This is a genomic window from Dickeya sp. CFBP 2040 (genome assembly GCF_012273755.1).
Classification (GTDB): Bacteria; Pseudomonadota; Gammaproteobacteria; order Enterobacterales; family Enterobacteriaceae; genus Dickeya; species Dickeya poaceiphila.
In genome coordinates, this window is sequence record NZ_JAAVXH010000087.1 from 325950 (window position 1) to 344742 (window position 18793).

At 53.9% G+C, this 18793-nt stretch carries 17 protein-coding genes; 9 read left to right on the forward strand and 8 right to left on the reverse strand.

Translation table 11 applies throughout. From position 1 onward, the window contains the following. Nucleotides 1–75 precede the first annotated feature (75 nt). From fbaA to Dpoa2040_RS13170, 7 genes are all read right to left on the reverse strand, one after another. Nucleotides 76–1152, reverse strand: coding sequence for a class II fructose-bisphosphate aldolase (gene fbaA / locus Dpoa2040_RS13140; protein WP_042872919.1), 1077 nt, complete (start codon nt 1150–1152; stop codon nt 76–78). A 176-nt stretch (nt 1153–1328) separates the two neighbouring features. Further along, nucleotides 1329–2492, reverse strand: a complete 1164-nt coding sequence (pgk, locus tag Dpoa2040_RS13145) for a phosphoglycerate kinase (RefSeq protein ID WP_042872921.1) — start codon at nt 2490–2492, stop codon at nt 1329–1331. Nucleotides 2493–2559: 67 nt separating this feature from the next. Beyond that, entirely contained in the window at nt 2560–3576 is a 1017-nt protein-coding gene (epd, locus tag Dpoa2040_RS13150) for an erythrose-4-phosphate dehydrogenase (RefSeq protein ID WP_168641524.1), read from the reverse strand. A 339-nt stretch (nt 3577–3915) separates the two neighbouring features. Next, nucleotides 3916–5910, reverse strand: coding sequence for a transketolase (tkt, locus tag Dpoa2040_RS13155; RefSeq protein ID WP_168641526.1), 1995 nt, complete (start codon nt 5908–5910; stop codon nt 3916–3918). Nucleotides 5911–6349: 439 nt separating this feature from the next. Further along, nucleotides 6350–7543, reverse strand: coding sequence for an MFS transporter TsgA (gene tsgA / locus Dpoa2040_RS13160; protein WP_168641528.1), 1194 nt, complete (start codon nt 7541–7543; stop codon nt 6350–6352). A 349-nt stretch (nt 7544–7892) separates the two neighbouring features. After that, entirely contained in the window at nt 7893–9869 is a 1977-nt protein-coding gene (gene speA / locus Dpoa2040_RS13165) for a biosynthetic arginine decarboxylase (protein WP_042872930.1), read from the reverse strand. Then, nucleotides 9862–10020, reverse strand: coding sequence for a hypothetical protein (locus tag Dpoa2040_RS13170; RefSeq protein ID WP_155683828.1), 159 nt, complete (start codon nt 10018–10020; stop codon nt 9862–9864). Before Dpoa2040_RS13170 ends, speA begins: the two co-directional genes overlap by 8 nt. Nucleotides 10021–10196: 176 nt before the next feature. Here Dpoa2040_RS13170 and Dpoa2040_RS13175 point away from each other — a divergent pair, with 176 nt between their 5' ends. The 8 genes from Dpoa2040_RS13175 to ruvX all read left to right on the forward strand — a co-directional run bounded on the left by Dpoa2040_RS13175 (nt 10197) and on the right by ruvX (nt 16147). Then, complete coding sequence (locus Dpoa2040_RS13175) at nt 10197–10538, forward strand: hypothetical protein (RefSeq protein WP_168641530.1); 342 nt, start codon at nt 10197–10199, stop codon at nt 10536–10538. Nucleotides 10539–10654: 116 nt separating this feature from the next. Next, nucleotides 10655–11809, forward strand: a complete 1155-nt coding sequence (metK, locus tag Dpoa2040_RS13180; RefSeq protein WP_042872935.1) for a methionine adenosyltransferase — start codon at nt 10655–10657, stop codon at nt 11807–11809. A gap of 114 nt (nt 11810–11923) precedes the next feature. Then, nucleotides 11924–12436, forward strand: coding sequence for a SprT family zinc-dependent metalloprotease (locus Dpoa2040_RS13185; protein ID WP_042872937.1), 513 nt, complete (start codon nt 11924–11926; stop codon nt 12434–12436). A gap of 99 nt (nt 12437–12535) precedes the next feature. Further along, nucleotides 12536–13234 (forward strand): deoxyribonuclease I, encoded by a 699-nt coding sequence (endA, locus tag Dpoa2040_RS13190; protein ID WP_168641532.1) that lies wholly within the window; start codon nt 12536–12538, stop codon nt 13232–13234. 116 nt (nt 13235–13350) lie between these two features. Continuing rightward, the gene (rsmE, locus tag Dpoa2040_RS13195) at nt 13351–14085 is read left to right on the forward strand and encodes a 16S rRNA (uracil(1498)-N(3))-methyltransferase (RefSeq protein ID WP_168641533.1); all 735 of its coding nucleotides are present in this window, start codon (nt 13351–13353) and stop codon (nt 14083–14085) included. An 11-nt stretch (nt 14086–14096) separates the two neighbouring features. Then, on the forward strand, nt 14097–15050 hold the full coding sequence (gene gshB / locus Dpoa2040_RS13200) for a glutathione synthase (RefSeq protein ID WP_168641535.1): 954 nt from the start codon (nt 14097–14099) through the stop codon (nt 15048–15050). Between the two features lie 102 nt (nt 15051–15152). After that, nucleotides 15153–15716, forward strand: a complete 564-nt coding sequence (locus Dpoa2040_RS13205; RefSeq protein ID WP_168641537.1) for a YqgE/AlgH family protein — start codon at nt 15153–15155, stop codon at nt 15714–15716. Further along, a complete protein-coding gene (ruvX, locus tag Dpoa2040_RS13210) occupies nt 15716–16147 on the forward strand; it encodes a Holliday junction resolvase RuvX (RefSeq protein ID WP_042872947.1) in 432 nt (143 codons plus the stop codon). The genes Dpoa2040_RS13205 and ruvX overlap by 1 nt, the downstream gene beginning before the upstream one ends. Nucleotides 16148–16224: 77 nt before the next feature. On the opposite strand, the gene fbp is transcribed toward ruvX, so the two are convergent. Then, nucleotides 16225–17229, reverse strand: coding sequence for a class 1 fructose-bisphosphatase (gene fbp / locus Dpoa2040_RS13215; protein WP_042872949.1), 1005 nt, complete (start codon nt 17227–17229; stop codon nt 16225–16227). Between the two features lie 170 nt (nt 17230–17399). On the opposite strand from fbp, the gene mpl reads away from it, so the two are divergent. Further along, nucleotides 17400–18776 carry a UDP-N-acetylmuramate:L-alanyl-gamma-D-glutamyl-meso-diaminopimelate ligase gene (mpl, locus tag Dpoa2040_RS13220; RefSeq protein WP_042872951.1) on the forward strand — a complete coding sequence of 459 codons (1377 nt, stop codon included), beginning with the start codon at nt 17400–17402 and terminating at the stop codon, nt 18774–18776. Nucleotides 18777–18793 lie beyond the last annotated feature (17 nt).

Consider the following 18793-nt stretch of genomic DNA (forward strand, 5'->3'; position numbering starts at 1 on the left):
GTGCGCAGATAAAATTAAGGCTCCCGCAGGAGCCTTAGTCAAACTATCTGTCGAATAATGACAGCAGTCCGATAATTACAGTACATCGACTGCGTTCAGTTCTTTAAACGCTTGTTCCAGACGAGTCACCATGCTCGCCTGACCAGCACGCAGCCAGACACGCGGGTCATAGTATTTCTTGTTCGGCTTGTCGTCGCCTTCCGGGTTGCCCAGCTGACCCTGCAGATAACCTTCGTTCTTCTTATAGTAGTTCAGGATGCCTTCCCAGGTAGCCCACTGGGTGTCGGTGTCGATATTCATCTTCACCACACCGTAGCTAACTGCTTCGGCGATTTCTTCCGCAGAAGAACCGGAACCGCCGTGAAATACGAAATCCAGGCTGTTGTGCGGCAGATTGAACTTCTTAGATACATATTCCTGAGAGTTGCGCAGGATTTTCGGCGTCAGTTGCACGTTACCCGGCTTGTACACACCGTGTACGTTGCCGAAGGATGCGGCGATAGTGAAGCGAGGGCTGATGGCGTTCAGTTTTTCGTAGGCGTAAGCTACGTCTTCCGGCTGGGTATACAGCGCGGAGTTGTCCAGATGGCTATTGTCCACGCCGTCTTCTTCACCGCCGGTGCAACCCAGTTCGATTTCAAGCGTCATATCCAGTTTGGCCATACGCGCCAGATACTTGCTGCAAATTTCGATGTTTTCTTCCAGCGACTCTTCAGACAGGTCAATCATGTGGGAAGAGAACAGCGGTTTACCGGTAGCGGCATAGTGCTTCTCACCGGCGTCCAGCAGACCGTCCAGCCACGGCAGCAGTTTCTTCGCGCAATGGTCGGTGTGCAGAATCACTGGCACGCCATAATGTGCAGCCATCTGATGTACATGGTGAGCGCCAGAAATCGCACCCAGAATTGCCGCTTGCTGACCTTCAGCTTTCAGGCCCTTACCCGCGATAAACGCCGCACCACCGTTAGAGAACTGAACGATTACCGGCGCGCGAACTTTAGCTGCCGCTTCCAGAACGCCGTTAATGGAGTCAGTACCGACGCAGTTAACCGCTGGCAGTGCAAAGTTATTTTCTTTGGCAATTGCGAATACTTTCTGAACATCATCACCCGTGATGACACCAGGTTTTACGAAATCAAAGATTTTAGACATGTCACGCGTCCTGTTTCGTTGGCCGTGGAAGGTTTGAGATTTGTCTGTTACTCATTTATTACCGGCAATACAGTGATTACCGGCATTACTACGATTCATTGCTGCGGTTACCCGACCTAAACCGGGAACCAGGAAGCGGGAGGCGCTCCCGCTTCGGATAACGGATTAAAAACCGCTTACTGACGAGCGCGTTCTTCCAGCATTACCACCGCCGGCAGTTTTTTGCCTTCCACAAACTCCAGGAACGCGCCGCCGCCAGTAGAAATATAGGAGATCTTGTCGGCAATGCCGAACAGATCGATAGCTGCCAGTGTGTCGCCGCCGCCGGCAATAGAGAACGCGTCGCTGTTGGCAATGGCATTCGCCACGATTTCCGTACCTTTGCGGAAATTCGGGAACTCGAATACACCAACCGGGCCGTTCCACAGAATCGTCTTGGCGTTTTTCAGAATCTCAGCCAGACGATCAGCAGACACATCGCCCAGATCCAGAATCTGTTCATCATCTTTAATGGCGGTAACGGATTTCAATGTTGCAGTGGCAGTTTCGGAGAATTCTGTAGCAACACGCACATCGCTCGGCACCGGAATATCGCAGGTTTCCAGCAGTTTTTTCGCTTCCGGAATCAGTTCCGCTTCGTACAGCGATTTGCCGACGTTATGCCCCTGAGCCGCAACAAAGGTATTAGCGATACCGCCGCCGACAATCAACTGGTCAGCAATTTTGGACAGCGAGTCCAGCACGGTCAGCTTGGTAGAGACTTTGGAGCCACCGACGATAGCCACCATCGGACGAGCCGGGTTGCTCAGTGCTTTGCCCAGGGCTTCCAGTTCATCAGACAACAACGGGCCGGCACAGGCAATCGGCGCGAACTTGCCCACACCGTGGGTCGAAGCCTGAGCACGGTGCGCGGTGCCGAATGCATCCATCACGAACACATCGCACAGTGCAGCATATTTTTTGGACAGGACTTCGTCGTCTTTCTTCTCACCCTTGTTGAAGCGAACGTTTTCCAACACCACCAGTTCGCCTTCTGCTACGTCAACGCCATCCAGATAATCTTTCGCCAGACGCACTGGTGAAGACAGGTGATCTTTCAGGTAGTTCACTACCGGCAGCAAGGAGAATTCTTCGTTGTACTCGCCTTCGGTCGGACGACCCAGGTGGGATGTCACCATCACGCGGGCACCCTGCTTCAGGGCGATTTCAATGGTCGGCAGAGAAGCGCGGATGCGGGCGTCAGACGTCACTTTGCCATCTTTAACCGGCACATTCAGATCCGCACGGATCAGCACGCGTTTGCCAGCCAGATCCAGATCGGTCATCTTAATTACAGCCATGGTGAATCCTCTTGTTGATTCTGTTTAAAGTTGCTTGAGTGAGGCGCCGGTCTTCCGGCACCGCCTATCAGAAACCGCAGGCCGCCATCGCTCGTGTTGTATCCAACATCCGGTTGGCAAAGCCCCATTCGTTATCACACCAGACCAACGTCTTGATCAGATGCCCTCCGCTGACCCGGGTTTGTGTCCCATCCACTATCGCACTATGCGGGTCGTGATTGAAATCCACGGAAACCAACGGCAAATCGGTATAGTCAACTATACCACGAAATGTATTCTGCGCTGATTGGCGAAACAGCGTATTGATTTCACTTACATTTACTGCATTTTGCACACTGACGCTAAGATCAATGGCCGTTACATTGATGGTTGGTACCCGCACCGAAATCGCCTCAAAACGGTCTTCGAATTTCGGAAAGAAGCGGGTAATGCCCACCGCCAGTTTGGTATCCACCGGGATTATCGACTGACTGGCTGCGCGCGTGCGTCGCAGATCGTGATGATAAGCATCAATCACCGGCTGGTCGTTCATCGATGCATGGATCGTCGTCACGGTGCCGCTCTCAATGCCGTAGGCATCGTCCAGCAGCTTGATAATCGGAATAATACAGTTGGTGGTGCAGGAGGCGTTGGATACCAAACGGTGAACCCGTTGCAGATCCTGATGATTCACACCGTACACAATGGTGGCGTCAAGATCCGGCGCGCCGGGGTGGGAGAACAGCACTTTTTTCGCCCCCGCCGCCAGATGAGCTTCACCATCGGCGCGGTTGCCGAACACACCGCTGCAATCCAGCACGATATCAACGCCAAGCTCTCCCCACGGGAGTGCGCGGAGATCCGGTTCATGCAACAAGCGGATAGTGTCATCCCCTACCGACAAACGATCGCATTCCTGACGCACATCCCATGAAAAACGACCATGACTACTATCATACTTGAGTAGATGAGCAATCCCTTCGGCGTTGGCCAACTCATTAATCGCCACCACCGTAATTTCGGCTCGCCGACCGGACTCATACAACGCGCGCAATACGCTACGACCTATGCGACCAAAGCCATTTATCGCAATACGGATTGTCATGAAATTCCCTGTGTAGAGTGATAACAGCACTGCGCATCATAGAATAATCAGTACGTCGTCAGGAATAAACCGCTTGTTATACGCGGTGTGTTGCACCGCCACTCTGGCTTGAGCTTGATGACTAAACGCCGTCACACCAACAACTGAAACGCTTCAGCTAGCATAAACGAATTGCCAGGCAAAAGAAATATGGCGGCAGGGTGGATGCCAGAAGAGTGATCCGCGTCAAATAATTACCGCACAGTTTGTTCAACCCATGTGTTAACCCCAAACTAGCGGGATCAAAAAAGGCCGGGAGACAATCCCGACCTTACAAACATAGCTAACAGCGTGCTCTGCTTATTTCAGCAGTGCTTTTGCCTTCGCCACCACGTTGTCGGTTGTGAAGCCAAATACCTCGAACAGTTTTTCCGCCGGTGCAGATTCGCCGAAGCTTTCCATACCCACAATCGCGCCATTCAGGCCAACATACTTGTACCAGTAGTCAGCAATCCCGGCTTCGATAGCCACGCGGGCAGTGACAGCAGACGGCAATACCGCTTCACGATAGGCTGCATCCTGTTTGTCGAATACATCCGTAGACGGCATGGACACCACGCGCGCTTTGACGCCCTCATCGGTCAGCTTCTGCCAAGCAGCAACTGCCAGTTCGACTTCGGAACCGGTAGCGATAAAAATCAGCTGCGGCTGGCCGCCACAGTCCTTCAGCACATAAGCGCCTTTGGCGACATCGGCCAGCTGCTGAGCCGTGCGCTCCTGCTGCGCCAGATTCTGACGAGACAGAATCAGCGCAGTCGGGCCGTCTTTACGTTCAATAGCGTATTTCCAAGCTACCGCGGTTTCTACCTGATCCGCCGGACGCCAGGTGCTCATGTTCGGCGTGACGCGCAGGCTGGCCAGTTGTTCTACCGGCTGATGAGTCGGGCCATCTTCGCCCAGACCGATGGAGTCATGGGTGTAGACATAGATGCTGCGCACTTTCATCAACGCCGCCATACGCACCGCGTTACGGGCATATTCGACGAACATCAGGAAGGTGGCGGTGTATGGTACGAAGCCGCCATGCAGCGAGATACCGTTGGCGATGGCAGTCATGCCGAATTCGCGCACCCCGTAGTGGATGTAGTTGCCAGCCGGGTCTTCATTCAGCGCTTTGGAGCCAGACCAAATGGTCAGGTTACTTGGCGCCAGGTCGGCAGAACCGCCCAGGAATTCCGGCAGCAGCTTGCCATAGGCTTCCAGCGCATTCTGCGAGGCTTTACGGCTGGCGATCTTGGCCGGATTAGCCTGCAACTGTTCGATAACCTTAGCCGACTCTGCCTGCCAATTCGCCGGCAGCTCGCCGCTCACGCGACGGGTGAATTCGCCAGCCAGTTCAGGATAAGCGCTGGCGTAAGCATTAAATGCCTGCTGCCAGGCCGCTTCTTTACTCTGACCAGTCTGGCGGGCATCCCAGGCGGCATAGATATCAGCCGGGATGTCGAATGGACCATATTTCCAGCCCAACTGTTCGCGGGTGGCAGCCACTTCAGCATCGCCCAGCGGTGCGCCGTGGGAATCATGGGTACCGGCTTTGTTCGGCGAACCGAAACCGATCACGGTTTTACACAGCAGCAGCGACGGTTTGTCGGTGACGCTCTGCGCTTCTTTGATGGCGCGCTGGATGGCATCAGCATCATGACCATCAATGCCACGAATCACGTGCCAGCCGTAGGACTCAAAACGGGCAGCGGTGTCATCAGTAAACCAGCCTTCAATGTGACCGTCGATGGAGATGCCGTTATCATCGTAGAACGCGATCAGTTTACCCAGTTTCAGGGTACCCGCCAGTGAACAGACCTCATGTGAGATCCCTTCCATCATGCAGCCATCACCCAGGAATACGTAGGTGTGGTGGTCAACGATGTTGTGCCCCGGACGGTTAAATTGCGCCGCCAGCGTACGTTCGGCAATCGCCATACCCACCGCGTTGGCGATCCCCTGGCCCAGCGGACCAGTGGTCGTTTCTACGCCCGGCGTATAGCCCACTTCCGGGTGACCCGGCGTTTTGGAATGCAACTGACGGAAATTTTTCAGTTCTTCAATCGGCAAATCATAACCAGTCAGGTGCAGCAGGCTGTAAATCAGCATGGATGCATGACCGTTGGACAGCACAAAACGGTCGCGGTTGGCCCAGTTCGGGTTAGCCGGGTTGTGATTCAGGTGGTCACGCCACAACACTTCAGCGATATCCGCCATACCCATCGGTGCGCCAGGGTGACCAGATTTGGCCTTCTGCACGCCATCCATACTCAACGCACGGATAGCATTGGCAAGTTCTTTACGAGAGGACATGCTTTACTCCAGATCGGATTGAATAGTTGCCTGCCGAACATAAAACATATTAATCAATGCGTTAGCTCAAAAAGGCAAAGAAAAGATGTTTACAAATGTACATGAAAACCCAGCCGATTGCACATGGAACAGCAAGCGGAAAAGACGTACTAACCTGCTAACATGCAGGCCGGATAGCAGGCTTTTTTCTTCATCAGGACGGTTTTATCTTCCCCAGCTCACACGATGTAGCAGCTTTACCTGTTTACAGCCGCCATTTTCCACCACAACGAAAAGGGAAATTGGTGATTCACGCCAGGCATCGCCTCACTCCGTCAATATACTCGTCTACAGGCAGCCATAATGTAAAAGGGCACCCCGCAGGATGCCCCTCTAACATCATTGACTTTTAACATCATTGATTGCCGCAAATCATCGCTGATTCACCAGTCATCGCTGATTAATGCGCGGCAGCCTCATGCCCGTGCAGACGGTGACGCGTCACCAGCCCCAGCAGGAAGCACATAACGAACACCACAAAGTACAGGCCGTTGGCGGTCACCAGTGCGGCATGTACGCCAAAGTGCTGCACAATAGGCCCGGTGACGATAAAGGTCAGCATGGTCCCAACCGTTCCGCAGGTCAGAATGAAATTCACCAGTTTCGGCGACGGCACTTTGGTCTGCTGGGAACCCAGGGTAATCAGCGTGGTGTAGATAGCACTGGAAATAAAGCCCAGGCCGAAGATAAAGTATTTCAGTAGTTGGGGCTGATCGCTGCTCACGAACAGGTACATTGCTCCTGTCGCCAGAATAGCCAGTACCGTAACAACGCGCTGCAAATCAAAGAATTTGAGCACAACGCTAAACACCCACATACCAATCATATATGAGGTCCAGAAGCTGCTGACCAGCCCGCCAGCATCGCCGATGCTCATGCCAAAAGATTTGGTCACATACTCCGGCACCCACTGAATAAACGCCAGTTGCCCCAGGATATAGCACAAGGCAGCTATCGACAGAAATACCACGCCCATGCCCCATTTTTCCGCCTCGACAGGCGCGCTCTGGTCGCTGGTTTTATCCGTGCCGATGGCAGGAAAGTCAGACAACAGCGTTAACACCAGAATCGCCACATACAGCAACCCAATGCAGGCATAAATCCAGTACCAGCCAAAATGGCGAGACAATAACGCCGCCGCCACAATCGGGAAAATCATGCCGGCCATACTGAAAAACGAATCGGTAAACAGCAGGCGGGCGCCGCGCTGACGGCCAGAATAGAGTTGTGTAATCAAGAACGTGCCGATCGACATAGTGATGCCGCTGACCACGCCCAACGTAAACATGCAGGCGGAAAAGACGGCCAGTGATTTACCGACGAACAACCCGATAATCGACAGCACAATCAGAATAAAACCGAAGACCAGCTGTTTTTTCAGCGGGAAAATATCCATCAGCCACACATTCAAAAAAATGGACAGCAAAATACCGGCGTTCAAGAACGTAAAGGTATTGCTCATATTGGCAATCGGGACATTGAAATATTGCGCGATATCCCCCATGACCATACCGGTCACGATAACCAGCGCACCGGTCAACGCATAGGAAAAGCAACTGGTAAAAAACAGCCGCTGACGATTGAGATCAGACATATATCCTTCCTGTCATAAATATAAAAAACGCAACCTTAACCCGTCATACTTCAGGTTGCAGGTGCATTGGCTGCACTCGTTCACCCGAATCACTTACCTGAGTAAGTTCATCGGGATTCACTCACTTGCCGCCTTCCTGCAACTCGAATTATTTAGGGTATATACCGTTCCCGATATAAACATTGCGCCATAACGTTATTATCAACGTGTTTATGGGTCACACATACGCAACGACAGATTAACCAGATATCCTGATTCCGCAGTGCTCTCCAAGGGCAGGTATGTTGCCATGCCTGGAAAAGAAAAAGATTGAGTCCCTCAACAGCACTCAATCTTTCCATAACGAATATTATTCGTCTTCCAGATAAGTATAACCGTATAAGCCGGTTTCAAACTCCTCAAGGAATTGCGCTTGCAGTTCCAAAGCCAGATCGGTTTCCTTCACCTGATCACGAAAACGAGACATCAGCACATGCGGGTCAAGCTGCACGTATTCCAGCATGTCAGCCACGGTGTTGCCTTCATCCGACTCTTCCAGTTCGACGGTGCCGTCCTGGAACACAAAAACATCCACCGTAGACGTATCGCCAAACAGGTTGTGCATATTGCCAAGAATTTCCTGATACGCGCCAACCATGAAGAACCCCAGCAACGGCGGATTTTCCGGGTCGTACGGCGGCATCGGCATGGTCGTGGCAACACCGTCGCCGTCCACATAGTGATCGATGGCACCATCGGAATCGCAGGTGATATCCAGCAGCACCGCACGACGCTGCGGCGGCTTATCCAGCCCTTCCAGCGGCAATACCGGGAACAGTTGATCGATCCCCCAGGCATCCGGCATCGACTGGAACAACGAGAAGTTAACATACAGCTTATCCGCCATACGTTCCTGCAGTTCATCAATAATCGGTCGATGGGCGCGGTTACTGGGGTCAAGCTGCTGCTGAAGGCGCTGACAGATGTTCAGATACAGCTGCTCCGCCTGCGCCCGCTGGGTCAAATCCAGCATACCGTGGGTGTATTGCGTGTGGATATCATTCAGGTCCATCTGGCTATCGTGCAGCCATTCACGCAGCGAACGGCGGTTACCCGGCTCATGAATGTCCTGCCAGGTGCTCCACAAGCTTTCCAGCGCACGCGGCGCATCTTCATCCGGTGCGGTCGGGTCGCTGAATTCGTTGCGTTCCACCCCGATGATGTTGGATACCAGCACCGTGTGATGCGCGGTAACCGCACGCCCGGATTCGGTGATCACTGTCGGATGCGGCAAACCGTATTCATTACAGGCATCGCCGATACCCCAGATAACATTATTAGCGTATTCGTTCAGGCCGTAGTTGACCGAACAGTCCGACTGTGAACGGGTACCTTCATAATCGACGCCCAACCCGCCGCCCACGTCAAAACACTGGATATTGACGCCGAGCTTATGCAGCTCGACGTAGAAACGCGCGGATTCACGTACGCCGGTGGCGATATCGCGGATATTCGCCAGTTGCGACCCCAGGTGGAAATGCAACAGTTGCAGGCTATCGAGACGATTGGCCTTGCGCAGCAGTTCTACCAGTTGCAACACCTGCGTCGCCGCCAGGCCGAACTTGGATTTCTCGCCGCCGCTCGACTGCCATTTGCCGGAACCCTGCGATGCCAGACGCGCACGCACCCCCAAACGTGGTACCACGTTCAGACGCTCGGCCTCTTCCAGCACCAAATTGATTTCCGACATTTTCTCAATAACCAGATACACCTTATGGCCCAGCTTTTCGCCGATTAACGCCAGACGGATGTATTCGCGGTCTTTATAGCCATTGCAGACGATCACGGAGCGGGTCATACCGGCGTGGCCCAGCACTGCCATCAGTTCGGCTTTGGAACCGGCTTCCAGCCCCAGCGGTTCGCCGGAATTGATCAGCGCCTCAATTACGCGGCGGTGCTGGTTAACTTTGATGGGATAAACCAGAAAATAACCGCCTTCGTAACCGAAGGACTCACGTGCGCGCTTGAACGCCGCATTGATGGAGCGCAGGCGGTGCTGCAGAATCTGCGGGAAGCAGAACAACGCCGGCAGGCGCTGGTTGTCCTGCTGACGGGCTTTAACCAGCTTGGCGAGGTCAACGCGGGCTTCCGGCACATCCGGGTCCGGGCACACGCTGATGTGGCCCAGTTCGTTGACGTCGTAATAATTATTACCCCACCAGGCAATGTTATAGGTTCTCAGCATCTCGCTGGCGTCGCGGTCATTCATGGCTACCTCCTGCATGGAGCGCAGATGATCGTGTTTACCCGCCGCTGACGAGTACGGCTGAATCATATCGTCAGACATGGCGATCCCCTTCTTCCACTTCTTGATGAATAATCACATTTTTTCCCGCAACAAATACCAGCGGTGCGGCAAAAGCGTGCAACGATGGCAGTGAAAAAACCGACGGACAGTAGTATGCCGTCGTTTTATGACTCTTATTAGTGTAAAACACGATGTCGGACTCCGAGGTTCGGGTCGGTGAAAACCAGAGAAAACACCGCCAGAAATAACGCAAACGCATTTACTGGCACGGAGAAAAAAGCAGGTTAGCCAGCTCTGGAGTCCTGCGTTGCGCTGCGGGACAGGCAACTTCGGGCAAATGGCAGAAAGGATTGAGTCAGTGACGCGATGGCGTCAGAAAAAGAGCGCAGTGGGCGCGGCTCACTCAATAAACAACGGATCATTAATCCTATCACCTCCACACTCGCCGCAGATGTGCGGTCAGGCTATCACGAAAAACCATCAGGAAAACGGTCAAACAGTATCGGGGAAAACCCAACCGCCGGACTCCACCTATCCTTACCGGATAAGCGTTGCGTCACCGGTCGAAATCACCCGAAAAACAGACAACAAAACCGCCCGCCGTTTATACCTATCCATACCCGGAAAAGCAAAATGAAAATGGTAAAAAAAGCTACCATTTTCATAAAAACTGCCGATGTACATCTCCAGCCGACGCGTGCGGTATAAAAACTGCTGGCATGGGGCTACAGTGTGACCTAGAATAGACGTCCAGATGTTAATCCATCTATACCGGTTAACTGATAAATTGCTTAACGGCTTTAGCTTATAAGGTAAAGAAACTCATGGCTAAACACCTTTTTACGTCCGAGTCGGTCTCCGAAGGACATCCTGATAAAATCGCTGACCAGATTTCCGACGCCGTCCTTGACGCGATTCTGGAGCAGGACCCCAAAGCGCGAGTTGCCTGCGAAACTTACGTAAAAACCGGTATGGTGTTAGTTGGTGGCGAAATCACCACCAGCGCCTGGGTGGATATCGAAGAGATCACGCGCCGCACCGTCCGCGAAATTGGTTACGTCAACTCCGAAATGGGCTTTGACGCCAACTCCTGCGCCGTACTGAGCGCCATCGGCAAGCAGTCTCCAGACATTAATCAGGGCGTTGATCGTAAAGATCCGCTGGAGCAAGGTGCTGGCGATCAGGGCCTGATGTTCGGTTACGCTACTAACGAAACCGACGTGCTGATGCCTGCGCCTATCACGTACGCACACCGTCTGGTGCAACGTCAGTCTGAAGTGCGCAAAAACGGCACCCTGCCGTGGTTGCGCCCGGACGCCAAGAGCCAGGTGACCTTCGCGTATGACAACGGCAGCATCGTCGGCATCGATGCTGTTGTACTGTCTACCCAGCATTCAGAGTCCATCTCTCAGAAAGACCTGCAGGAAGCGGTGATGGAGGAGATCATCAAGCCGGTTCTGCCGTCTGAATGGCTCTCCGCCAATACCAAATATTTCATCAACCCGACTGGCCGTTTTGTTATCGGCGGTCCAATGGGAGATTGCGGCCTGACCGGTCGTAAAATCATTGTCGATACCTACGGCGGCGCAGCGCGTCACGGCGGTGGTGCATTCTCCGGTAAAGATCCGTCCAAAGTGGACCGTTCCGCAGCCTACGCCGCCCGTTATGTGGCGAAAAATATCGTGGCAGCCGGACTGGCGGACCGCTGTGAGATCCAGGTGTCCTACGCTATCGGCGTGGCGGAACCGACCTCAATCATGGTGGAAACGTTTGGGACGGAGAAAGTCTCCAGTGATCGTCTGGTCGATCTGGTGCGCCAGTTCTTCGATCTCCGCCCGTACGGTTTGATCCAGATGCTGGACCTGCTGCACCCGATTTACCAGCAAACTGCCGCTTACGGTCACTTTGGTCGTGCAGAATTCCCGTGGGAAAAAACCGACGTGGCAGAAAAACTACGTGATGCTGCCGGCCTGAAATAATCGCCTGCATTACTGTCATGCTAAACGGCGAAGCGTCTGCTTCGCCGTTTTTTTATTACCGGGCCTGCAACGGGCGATATTGCATCCCATTCACCCAGAACGTAAGCTGCCAGCATGAACACACCCCGACTCCCTATCGCCCTGCAGCAAGCGGTGATGCGCTGTCTGCGGGACAAACTTCAACAGGCCAATACCGCATTGGGCGGCGATTATCCCGAACCTGCCATCAACTACCAGCAACGCGGCTCCACTGCTGGCAGCGCCTGGCTGAAAGAGTGGGAAATCCGCCTTAACCCGGTATTGTTGCTGGAAAACCAGCAGGCGTTTATTGATGAAGTCGTCCCGCATGAACTGGCACATCTGCTGGTCTACGCCCACTTTGGTAAAACCGCGCCGCATGGCCGGGAGTGGCGCTGGATGATGGAAAGCGTGCTGAACGTGCCCGCCCGCCGTACTCACCAGTTTGCACTCGCCTCAGTGCAAGGCAAAACCTTCCCTTATCAGTGCGCCTGCCGCCGCCATGAACTCACGCTGCGCCGACATAACCGGGTTGTCCGGGGCGAATCGGAGTACCGTTGTCGCTCTTGCGGCGAACGGTTACACGCCATCGTAACAAATTCTGTTTAAATCAAAAAACCAGCGTTTCATGCTGATTTTTTTGCGTTTGCCTACATGGTGCGCTTCAGGTACGCTGCCTTTTTTCAACCCTGTGGGTGATTCTGGAATATGCTTCGCAATGTTGTCATTTTCGCGGTGTTGGGCACGGGCCTGACGACGCTGGCCGCTGCTGGTCAGAACATCAACAACTTTACGCAAGCCAAGGCCGCCGCGGCAAAAATCCATCAGGATGCGCCCGGTTCCTTTTATTGCGGCTGCAAGATCAACTGGCAGGGCAAAAAAGGGACGCCGGACCTGGACTCCTGCGGCTATCAGGTTCGCAAAGATGCCAACCGCGCCAGCCGTATCGAATGGGAACATGTGGTACCCGCGTGGCAATTCGGCAACCAGCGCCAGTGCTGGCAGGATGGAGGCCGCAAGAACTGCACCAAAGACGACGTTTATCGTCAGATGGAAACCGATCTGCACAACCTGCAACCGTCTATTGGTGAAGTGAATGGTGATCGCGGCAATTTCATGTATAGCCAGTGGAATGGCGGCGAACGTCAGTACGGCCAGTGCGAGATGAAGATTGATTTTAAAAACCAGCTGGCAGAGCCGCCCGAACGCGCCCGCGGTGCCATCGCCCGTACCTACTTTTACATGCGCGACCGTTATCACCTGAACCTGTCCCGCCAGCAAACCCAGTTGTTTGATGTCTGGGACAAGCAGTACCCGGTCACCGCATGGGAATGTACCCGTGAAAAACGTATCGCCGCCGTACAAGGCAACCATAACCCCTACGTGCAACAGGCTTGCCAGCCCTGACGCCGCTCCCTACTATAACGGCTTGTCTCTTATATATAATGATTGCCGCTGTCGCTACCGTCGCCGCACGGTGGCTTTCGCCTCTTTGACTACAACCACCTAAGGCCAGATTATTCATGCGAATACCGCGCATTTTTCATCCCGATACGCTTGCCCTGCTGGGGGGTGAGACGGACCTGAGCGAAGACGCCGCCAACCATGTGGGCCGGGTGCTCCGCATGAACGCCGGCCAGCCGCTGCAACTGTTCGACGGCAGCAATCAGGTATTTGACGCCGAGATTGTGCAGGCAGGGAAAAAAAGCGTACGGGTCCGCTACGCTGCTGGGCAAACTGAAAACCGGGAGTCGCCGTTGCACCTGCATCTTGGCCAGGTGATCTCGCGCGGCGAGAAAATGGAGTTTACTATCCAAAAATCCATCGAGCTGGGGGTCAACGTCATCACCCCGCTGTTATCCGAGCGCTGCGGCGTCAAACTGGATGGCGAACGGCTGGAGAAGAAAATCGCGCAGTGGCAGAAGATCGCCATTGCGGCCTGCGAACAGTGCGGCAGAAATCGCGTGCCGGAAATTCGCCCCGTCCAAACACTGGAAAGCTGGTGCGCAGAACCAGACAATGGGTTAAAACTGAACCTGCATCCGCGAGCGTCGCAAAGCATCAACACGTTGCCGCTGCCGGTATCGCGCATCCGGTTGTTGATTGGCCCGGAAGGCGGATTGTCGGCAGACGAAATCGCCATGACCGCAACCCAGGGCTTTACTGATATCCTGCTGGGGCCTCGCGTTCTGCGTACAGAAACCACCGCGCTCACCGCAATCACTGCACTGCAGGTACGATTCGGCGATCTGGGGTAAAGGAGATAATAATGATTAAACTCGGTATCGTGATGGACCCGATTTCGTCCATCAATATCAAGAAAGACACCAGCTTTGCGATGTTGCAGGAAGCCCAGCGCCGTGTCTGGGAACTGCACTATATGGAAATGGGCGATCTCTATCTGCATTTAGGTGAAGCACGCGCCACAACACGTACGTTGAGCGTTCAGTACGACTACAACCGTTGGTACGACGTCGACACCACGCAGGACATCGCTCTGCATGAATTGGATGTGGTGCTGATGCGTAAAGATCCGCCATTCGACACCGAATTCATCTACGCTACCTATATTCTGGAACGGGCAGAAGAAAAAGGGACGCTCATCGTCAATAAACCGCAGAGCCTGCGCGACTGCAACGAGAAACTGTTTACCGCCTGGTTCCCGCAACTGACGCCAGATACGCTGGTAACCCGTAATGCTGAGCGGCTGCGCGCGTTCCATCAACAACACAGCGACGTGATCCTCAAGCCGCTCGACGGCATGGGCGGCGCATCGATTTTCCGCCTGAAACCGGAAGACGCGAACGTATCCGTCATCATCGAAACGCTGACCGAACACGGCAGCCGTTATTGCATGGCGCAAAACTACCTGCCTGCCATCAAAGACGGTGATAAGCGCGTACTGGTGGTGGACGGCGAGCCGGTGCCTTACTGTCTGGCGCGGATTCCGAAAAGCGGCGAAACCCGTGGGAATCTGGCGGCGGGTGGCCGTGGCGAAGCGCGCCCACTGAGTGAAAGCGACTGGCAGATTGCCCGTACCGTAGCGCCGGTGTTGAAACAGAAAGGGTTGATCTTCGTTGGTCTGGACATCATTGGCGACCGCCTGACCGAAATCAACGTCACCAGCCCAACCTGCGTGCGTGAAATCGAGTCCGCTTATCCGGATGTCTCTATTACCGGTATGCTAATGGACGCGATTGAACGCCGCCTGGCTCAACGTTAACAAAATATGGACTATCCTGGTCGCTGATATAGCCCTGCCCGGTTCACGGCCCTCCAGTGAACCGGAAATATTCAATCCGACAGAGAAGCGATAATAAAGACGATGAATTTACAGCACCATTTTCTGATTGCGATGCCCTCTCTGCAGGACTCCGTGTTCAGGCGGACAGTGATTTACATCTGCGAACACAATGAAGACGGCGCGATGGGCCTTATCATCAACAAACCCATGGAGCAGTTCACTGTAGAAAATATTCTCAAGAAACTGAAAATCACGCCTAACCCGCGGGATACGGCGATTCGCCTTGATAAACCGGTCTTTTCCGGTGGTCCGCTGGCCGATGATCGTGGTTTTATCCTGCATACGCCGTGCTCTGGCTTCGCGTCCAGCATCAGTATCTCCGATGAAACCATGATAACCACGTCAAAAGATGTGCTGGAAACGTTGGGAACGCCGGACCAACCACGTAATACGCTGGTCGCGTTGGGCTATTCTGCGTGGGAAAGTGGTCAGTTGGAAAACGAACTGCTGGAAAATACCTGGCTGACGGTACAGGCGGACCATAATTTGTTGTTCCACACGCCGATTGCCGAACGCTGGCGCGCCGCCGCCAAAAAACTGGGCGTAGATATTCATAATATCGCCGCCGAAGCAGGGCACGCCTGATGGGAAATCGGACTTTACTGGCTTTCGACTTCGGCACCCGCAGCATTGGCGTCGCTATCGGTCAGGAGATCACCGGCACCGCCCGCCCACTGACGTCGCTAAAAGCGCAGGACGGCGTACCTGACTGGCAGAAAGTGGAAAAACTGCTCAAGGAGTGGCAGCCCGCACTGGTTATCGTTGGCCTGCCGCTCAACATGGACGGCACCGAGCAACCGCTAACCACACGCGCACGCAAATTCTCTCAGCGTTTGCATGGCCGCTTCGGCGTCAACGTTGAGTTGCACGACGAGCGACTCAGCACCGTGGAGGCACGCGCGGACCTGTTTGAACGCGGCGGGTTCCGGGCACTCGACAAAGGGAGCGTAGACGCCGCTTCCGCCGTCATTATCCTGGAAAGTTGGTTCGAACAGCAGCTAGCCCGGCCCGAATAAATCCGGCGTATTGACTACCGATACCATAAACGACTCAGGCCCGCATAAGCGGGCCTGAATATGATGGCAGACGTGCGTTACGCGTCCGGGTAGTCGCGCAGGAATCCTTCCAGATCTTCTACCATCGAGGTATTACCGACAAAGAACGGCGCACGTTGATGCAATTTCTGCGGTACGAGGTCCAGAATGCGGTTTTTGCCGTCGCTGGCTTTACCGCCCGCCTGCTCCGCCAGAAACGCCATCGGATTGCATTCGTACAGCAAACGCAGTTTCCCTTCTGGATAGCTGGCCGTACTCGGATAGAGATAAATGCCGCCCTTCAACAGGTTGCGGTGAAAATCCGCCACCAGCGAACCGATGTAACGGGTGGTGTATGGGCGTTGCGTCGCCTCATCCTGTTCCTGACAGTATTTGAGGTACTTCTTCACGCCCAGCGGGAATTTAATGTAGTTCCCTTCATTGATGGAGTACATGTTGCCTTTCTCCGGGAAACGCACGCGTTCGTGAGACAGGCAGAACACCCCAAGCGAAGGATCATAAGTAAAGGCATGTACGCCATGACCGGTGGTGTACACCAACATGGTGGAAGAGCCATAAACGATATAACCCGCAGCGACCTGCTTGTGGCCTGGCTGGAGGAAATCCTCTTCACGCACCGGCATACCCAGCGGGGTAATACGGCGGTAAATAGAAAAAATGGTTCCGACAGAGACATTGACGTCAATATTGGAAGAACCGTCCAGCGGGTCCATCAATACCACGTATTTGGCGTTTTCGGCGCGCTCACCGTCGAAGATAACGATCTCGTCTTCTTCTTCGGAAGCGATCCCGGCCACCTCGCCGCGTGCTTTCAGCGCCGCTTTCAGCTTTTCATTGGCGTACAGATCGAGTTTCATCTGCGTTTCGCCCTGAACATTGGAAACGCCGCTGGTCCCCAGAATATCCACCAAACCAGCCTTGTTGATATCACGGTGGATAATCTTCGCACCCAGTTTAATAGCCGACAGCAATGCGGTCAGTTCACCAGTGGCATGAGAGAAATCGTGCTGTTTTTCGACGATAAATTCGCCTAACGTTTTCATAACACTATTCCAGAATCTACGAATGAAAAGCGGTTTTATTTTTGTACCGCCAGCGTTTGCGTCTGCAGTGTAGCCCAAAGAGAAAGCGAGTACCTAGCAAATCCATTTCTTATGACGTATTCCAAGCGTTAGAATGGACGGCAGACTCTCTGAATATAGATGGAAAACGTATGCGTATTCATATTTTAGGAATCTGTGGCACCTTCATGGGAGGACTGGCGCTGCTGGCCCGAACACAAGGACATCAGGTAACCGGTTCGGATGCTAACGTCTATCCGCCAATGAGTACCTTACTGGAAGAACAAGGGATCACCCTGATCCAAGGCTACGATCCCGCACAGTTAGATCCCGCGCCTGATCTGGTCATCATTGGCAATGCTATGACCCGCGGCAATCCCTGCGTTGAGGCGGTACTGGAACAAAATATCCCGTATATGTCCGGTCCGCAATGGCTTCATGATCATGTGCTACGCGAGCGCTGGGTTATCGCCGTCGCCGGCACCCATGGCAAAACCACCACCGCCGGCATGGTAACCTGGATTCTGGAAGATTGCGGCTACCAGCCTGGATTCGTGATTGGCGGCGTGCCGGGCAACTTCAATGTCTCTGCCCGTATGGGAGACAGCCCGTTCTTCGTAGTGGAAGCAGACGAATACGACTGCGCCTTCTTTGATAAACGCTCCAAATTCGTTCACTACAGCCCGCGTACGCTCATTCTGAATAATCTGGAATTTGACCATGCCGATATCTTTGACGACCTCAAAGCTATCCAAAAACAATTCCACCATCTGGTGCGTTTGGTGCCGGGCAAAGGTCGCATCATCGTTCCATCTCACGACCTGCATCTGAAACAGGTGATGAGCATGGGATGTTGGAGCGAACAGGAACTGGTGGGGGAAGAAGGCATTTGGAAGGCGAAAAAAATCACCACCGACGCCAGCGTATTTCAGGTGTATCTCAATGACCAGTTGGCGGGAGAAGTCACCTGGAATCTGGTGGGCGAACACAACATGCATAACGGCCTGATGGCCATCGCGGCGGCACGCCATGTCGGCATTACGCCGGCAGAAGCCTGTCGCGCACTCGGCGGATTTATTAACGCCCGCCGTCGGCTGGAACTACGCGGCACCGCGTATGGCGTATCGGTTTACGATGATTTTGCCCATCACCCGACCGCCATTCTCGCTACACTGGCCGCCCTACGTAGCAAAGTGGGCGGCACCGCAAGGATTCTCGCCGTGCTGGAGCCTCGCTCCAACACCATGAAAATGGGTCATTGCAAAAACGAGTTAGCACCAGCGCTTGGGCGCGCTGACGAGGTCTTCCTATTCCAACCTCAGCATATTCCCTGGCAGGTGGCTGAAGTCGCTGATGCCTGTGTTCAGCCAGCCTGGTGGAGCGCAGATATCGACACGCTGGTGGAGATGATCAGCAAAACCGTTCAACCCGGCGATCATATTCTGGTGATGAGCAACGGCGGCTTCGGTAATATCCACAACAAACTGCTGGATGCATTAAGCGCCAAGGCACAAGCCAACCAAGAGTGACGGGTTATCACAAGCGA

What these genes read in the sequence shown, in the direction of transcription:
- Dpoa2040_RS13185 (WP_042872937.1), top strand. Translation starts at nt 11,924, where the DNA reads ATGAACACACCCCGACTCCCTATCGCCCTGCAGCAAGCGGTGATGCGC.
- fbaA (WP_042872919.1), bottom strand. Translation starts at nt 1,152, where the DNA reads ATGTCTAAAATCTTTGATTTCGTAAAACCTGGTGTCATCACGGGTGAT.
- Dpoa2040_RS13175 (WP_168641530.1), top strand. Translation starts at nt 10,197, where the DNA reads ATGGCGTCAGAAAAAGAGCGCAGTGGGCGCGGCTCACTCAATAAACAA.
- tsgA (WP_168641528.1), bottom strand. Translation starts at nt 7,543, where the DNA reads ATGTCTGATCTCAATCGTCAGCGGCTGTTTTTTACCAGTTGCTTTTCC.
- rsmE (WP_168641533.1), top strand. Translation starts at nt 13,351, where the DNA reads ATGCGAATACCGCGCATTTTTCATCCCGATACGCTTGCCCTGCTGGGG.
- fbp (WP_042872949.1), bottom strand. Translation starts at nt 17,229, where the DNA reads ATGAAAACGTTAGGCGAATTTATCGTCGAAAAACAGCACGATTTCTCT.
- Dpoa2040_RS13205 (WP_168641537.1), top strand. Translation starts at nt 15,153, where the DNA reads ATGAATTTACAGCACCATTTTCTGATTGCGATGCCCTCTCTGCAGGAC.
- endA (WP_168641532.1), top strand. Translation starts at nt 12,536, where the DNA reads ATGCTTCGCAATGTTGTCATTTTCGCGGTGTTGGGCACGGGCCTGACG.
- pgk (WP_042872921.1), bottom strand. Translation starts at nt 2,492, where the DNA reads ATGGCTGTAATTAAGATGACCGATCTGGATCTGGCTGGCAAACGCGTG.
- ruvX (WP_042872947.1), top strand. Translation starts at nt 15,716, where the DNA reads ATGGGAAATCGGACTTTACTGGCTTTCGACTTCGGCACCCGCAGCATT.
- gshB (WP_168641535.1), top strand. Translation starts at nt 14,097, where the DNA reads ATGATTAAACTCGGTATCGTGATGGACCCGATTTCGTCCATCAATATC.
- tkt (WP_168641526.1), bottom strand. Translation starts at nt 5,910, where the DNA reads ATGTCCTCTCGTAAAGAACTTGCCAATGCTATCCGTGCGTTGAGTATG.
- metK (WP_042872935.1), top strand. Translation starts at nt 10,655, where the DNA reads ATGGCTAAACACCTTTTTACGTCCGAGTCGGTCTCCGAAGGACATCCT.
- epd (WP_168641524.1), bottom strand. Translation starts at nt 3,576, where the DNA reads ATGACAATCCGTATTGCGATAAATGGCTTTGGTCGCATAGGTCGTAGC.
- mpl (WP_042872951.1), top strand. Translation starts at nt 17,400, where the DNA reads ATGCGTATTCATATTTTAGGAATCTGTGGCACCTTCATGGGAGGACTG.
- speA (WP_042872930.1), bottom strand. Translation starts at nt 9,869, where the DNA reads ATGTCTGACGATATGATTCAGCCGTACTCGTCAGCGGCGGGTAAACAC.